At 49.9% G+C, this 5103-nt stretch carries 1 protein-coding gene and 1 pseudogene; one reads left to right on the forward strand and one right to left on the reverse strand.

From position 1 onward, the window contains the following. Positions 1-207: 207 nt before the first annotated feature. A complete protein-coding gene (locus tag ACRCZA_RS11190; RefSeq protein ID WP_438674517.1) occupies positions 208-3501 on the reverse strand; it encodes an EAL domain-containing protein in 3294 nt (1097 codons plus the stop codon). Between the two features lie 413 nt (positions 3502-3914). On the opposite strand from ACRCZA_RS11190, the pseudogene ACRCZA_RS11195 reads away from it, so the two are divergent. After that, positions 3915-5103 (forward strand): annotated as a pseudogene (locus tag ACRCZA_RS11195) (oligopeptidase B); the annotation flags it as partial.

Genomic DNA, 5103 nt, shown 5'->3' on the forward strand with positions numbered 1-5103 from the left:
GCGAGAGCATTATGAACGGCCAAAGCCAGACGCCGACCTAATGCTTTAGGCGTCGCTTGGCGTGGGTATCGGGGCTGAGGGGGCGCCGTGTTGCGTGAATGCGCAGTAACACGGTCCGCTAAATCGCCAGCAAAAAAGCAGCTTCGGCTGCTTTTTTAGTGTCTGACATCAAGGGGGCCAGGTAGGCCTAATGCCAAGGAGCGTCAGTTAGCTGCGGTATTGCCCCTCGTCATTTAGGGTTAATAAGCTGGGTAAGGTTTGCTTAAGCAGCGCCGTGACGGCGGCGAAGGGCAGAGGTTTGGAGATCAAATAGCCTTGGGCATAATGGCAACCCAGGTTTTTGAGGAAGTGCCACTGAGCTTCGGTTTCAATGCCTTCGGCGACCAACTCCATCTCGAGGCTTTGTCCCATCATCACTATCGCTTTGACGAGGTTAGCATTCGAGCTGCTATCGAGGGCATTTTCGACAAAGCTGCGATCGATTTTTATCGCCGAAATCGGGAATTTTTTCAAATAGCTTAGCGATGAATATCCCGTGCCAAAGTCGTCAATATAAATTTGTGAGCCGAGGGCTTGGATTGATTCGAGGGTGTGTAAACAATCGCTGGCATCGGCCATTAACATGCTTTCGGTGATCTCAATGTGCACTTTTTGAGGGTTAATATGGTGTTGGTGAAAGCATTCCTGCAGCACTTGGTCAAAGCGCATGCCGCGGGTGTTGATGCATTGCCGGCTAGAAATGTTAATCGCGACATTGATATCAATACCGCTTTGTTGCCACTGGCGCAGATCCTTCATGGCTTGATTGAGCACCCATTCGCCCATGGGTTCGATAAGCCCGGTCTCTTCGGCAATGCCAATAAAGTGATCCGGCGGGATTAAGCCTAAATCGGGATCCTGCCAGCGGATAAGCGCCTCAACAGTGCACACTTTACCGGTGTTCATTGCAACAATAGGTTGATAATGGAGGGTAAATTCATGTTGGGCGACGGCGCGGCGCAGGCGCTGCTCAAGCTCCATGCGCGCATACATGGCTTGGTTCATACCGGCGGTGAAGTATTTAAAGTTGTTGCGCCCAGCATCCTTGGCCTGATACATGGCCATTTCAGTGTTGCGGGTAAGGGAGCTGGCGTCGAGCCCATCGTCGGGATAGATGCCAATGCCAAAACTGGCAGAGATTTGGATTTCCCGATGATTAAGGGTAAATGGGACCGCTAAGGTGTCCATGATACGAGTCGCCATGTGTTCGATGGCCAGTTCATTGGTGATCCTCGGTAAAATCAGCACAAACTCATCCCCGCCAATGCGCGCGATAAAATCATTGTTGCTGGCGAGACTCTCGAGGCGTTTGGCCACATCCTGCAGCAGTAAATCGCCGATACTGTGGCCTTGCAAATCATTGATGTATTTGAATTGATCCAAATCGATTAAGAGGATGGCTAATTTTCTCGGGTCGTGCTGGGTCAGTTGGATCTCGTGTTGCAAGCGCTCATTAAACCGTTTGCGGTTGGGCAAGCCGGTTAACGGGTCAAAGTTGGCCTGATACCAAAGGTCTTGCTCATACTGTTTGCGTTTGCTGATATCCATAAATAAGCCAATATGTTGGATGATTTGGCCTTGCTCGTTACGCACCACAGTGATCGCCAGATATTCGGGATAGACTTCGCCATTTTTGCGTTTATTCCAAATTTCGCCCTCCCATTTGCCCTCCCGCAGCAGGGTCTCCCAGAGGGCGGCAAAAAAGTATTCCTGCTGGCGTTTGGAGTTCAAAATTGACGGATTGCGGCCTTTGACTTCGCTGAGGCTATAGCCAGTAATTTGGGTAAACGCCGGATTGACTAGCTCGATATGGTTATCGGCGTCGGTAACGATAATTCCCTCGGCGGAGTAATCAAACACCGCGGCGGCGAGGTTTAGGGCCTGATTGGCTTTTTCGCGTTCGTTGATCATCCGGTTCATGGCGCTGGCCATGCTGGCAAGCTCATCGCTGCCAGATGCATCAAAGTTGATATTCAGTTTCGGATTGGCGGCCATTTGCTGCATGTCGTTGGCAATTTGGCTGATTTTATTAACAAAGCTCCTGATGATTTTGCGCCCCAGCCACAGGGTAAGCGCCATAGTTAATAACACAGTGCATAAATAAAACCCCAGCAGGCTAAGGGCATGGGTTTGGCGCCTGTCACTCTGCTCGGCCATTGACTGAGTGATGTCATGGATGATGCTGCAGAGCCGATTGATACGCTCTGTGGTCAACGTCCACCATTGTTGGTGGTTGATGGGCGGCGGGGTTAATAAGGTCTCGAGGGCTGCGATAAGCTTAAGATCGTTAGCGTTGGCGCGGTGCTGCAGGTCAGCGAATTTGCGGATATCGATTGTGCTGGCGTGTTTTTTGAATTGTTTGGCGTTAGCCATCAACAATTCGTACTCATTGATACTGGTTTTAATGGCATTGAGCGCCTCGCGCTGCTCCGGGAGTTTTTGGGGCTCTAGGCTAAGGGCATCGAGATTGCTCCTTATGCCCGCTAAGGCTTGCTGAAAGCTATTGAGGCTCTGCGGACTGGTGTGTTGTAAGTAATGTTGAAAGCTATGGATTAGGCCGCTATAGCCGAGATCGATTTTAATCTCTTGGGCTAAGGCGCTGATCCGCAGTTGCCGTTCAACCTGTTGGCTGATTTGCGCAATTTGCAGGCTCTCGAGGGAGCTGGGGATCTGGCGAATGAGGGATTGTTTATCGGAAATGGCGTTGTGGCTGGCGTGCAATTCGGCTTGGCCGTATTCGTACATCACGGTGCTAATGCTGCGATAATCATCAATATTGATACTGCCCGCCAGCAATGTTTGGTAGATAAGATTGCGCTCTTTTACCGCGATCTCCTGCAATTTAAGGAGGTTGGCTAAATCGCTATAGGATCTAAATTGTTTAATATCATTGGTTTGCTGCTGTAATAGTTGCAGTAAGCCTAATAATTGGGTGTTGAGCTGGTAATAAAGCCCAACAAACGCCTCGGAGTGGCGATTAAGCGCGGTGTGGCGCATGGCCTCCGGCTGTGGCAGCACCTCTGGGCGTAGGGCAATATCTTGTCGGGCCGAAAGGAGGTGATTCGCGGTGGATGTTAGGGTGTCGAGCCTTTCTTGAAGAGTGACCAGGTTATAGTGTTTATCGTTGGCAGAACTTAATAAGGTGGTAAGGGCTGGGCTTGTTAGCAGCTGATTAAGCAGGGCTGAGGTGTTAGCTTGCTGCTCATTTAGCGCGGTTTCATCCTCGGGCGTGCTGGTGTGGCGATAACGGCTGCTGAGGGTATATTCATTCTGCAGTTCGTGAATTAATTCGGTGATGTCTACCGTGATTTGAATCGCCAGATGCTGATGGCTTGTTGCTTGGTAATCCTTCACTAGGGTCGACATGCGGATAAGTACAAAGATGATCAGCATGCATAAGGGTAATAAAGATAACAGAATGAGTTTTTGCTTAAAATTGAGATGATGTAATGCAACTAGCATTAAAACTCACTCCATTCAACAACCTAGGTAAACAATCTGGGTAAAGGCTAGGTAAAGGCTAGGTATAAGGGGGCAATTAGTAACATACCTGATCATTTGCCGCGATCTTTGTTGAGGGATATCTAAGCTAGGTCACGAATTTAACCGCTAAGTTAGGCAGAAGTGTAAATGGATATTTTGAAATATCACATTTATATGGGGCCAAACATCTGCCTAAGGCCGTGGGCTGTTGCCTTTAGCGCTGAGGTGTCAGTTAGTTAACCTAAACTCTTTGGGGTTAAGAATGGTGGCCGGCGCCGCCGGCCTGATAGACTTAGGGCTGTGCAATGTTTGCACTAGCGCACCCATGCCCCTATCATATTGACTATATTAAGCTAATTTAAGCCGCTACCTTGGGGTGGTGGTCGTGACTGATGTCACAAGGACGTATGATGCGCGCATTATTTGTAAATTTAGGACTCACCTTAGGTATTGCCATGTCGCTATCTGCTTGCTCAACCCACAAGGGGCAAGTTGCCGCCCCCGTTGCCGAAAAAATCCCCCATGTGATGACCATGCATGGCGTCACGCGCACCGACGATTACTATTGGATGCGCGACGATAAACGCCAAGATCCCAAAATATTAGCGCACCTTAACGCCGAAAATCGTTATACCCAAGCTTACTTTAAGCCGCTGAAGTCATTACAAGATGGGCTGTTTAACGAGCTGACCGGGCGCTTAGTGGCCGATGAGTCAAGCGTGCCGTACCAATGGCACCAGCATAGCTATTACCGCCGCTACCAAGCGGGCAGCGAATATCCGTTGATCGCCCGTAAGGGGAGCGCGGGTGTTGAGCAACTGCTGCTCGATGTGAATGAGCGCGCCAAGGGCCATGAGTTTTATGGTTTGGGCGGCGTGAGCGTGAGCCCAGATGAAACCATGCTGGCCTTTGGTGAAGATGTGTTAAGCCGCCGCGTGTATCACATCTATTTTAAAGATATCGAATCTGGCGCCATGATCACCGATGTGCTTGAAAACACCGAGGGCCGCATCGTGTGGGGCAATGATAATCGCCATGTGTTTTACATCGCTAAAGATCTGCAAACCCTGCTCGGCAACCGTGTTTATCGCCACGAACTCGGCACGCCACAGTCCCGCGATGTGCTGGTGTATGAGGAGCAAGATGACTCCTTTTACATCTCCCTCGGTAAGAGTTTAGATGAGTCGCAAATCGTGCTGTTCCACGAGAATACCACCACTAGCGAAGTGTCGGTATTGGATGCAAACGATCCCCTAAGCCTGTTCAAGCCGGTGCTCGCGCGCGAAGAAGGCCATGAATATAGCGTCTCGAAACTGGGCGACAGCTATTACATTCTCACCAACTGGCAGGCGACTAACTTCCGCTTAATGAAAGTGGCGATTAAGGATGCCGCCGATAAATCCAAATGGCAGGAAGTGGTGGCCCACAATCCCAATGCGCGGCTTGAAGATGAGCTGGTGCTAAAGGATTACCTGATTATTCAAACCCGTGAAAATGGCCTGACACGCATTAAAGTGATGCCCTTCAATGGTCAACAGCCCTTTGAACTGAGTTTTGATGAACCCGCCTATGTGCTCGGTT

This window comes from Shewanella sp. (assembly GCF_051658185.1).
In the GTDB taxonomy this organism is placed as follows: Bacteria; Pseudomonadota; Gammaproteobacteria; order Enterobacterales; family Shewanellaceae; genus Shewanella.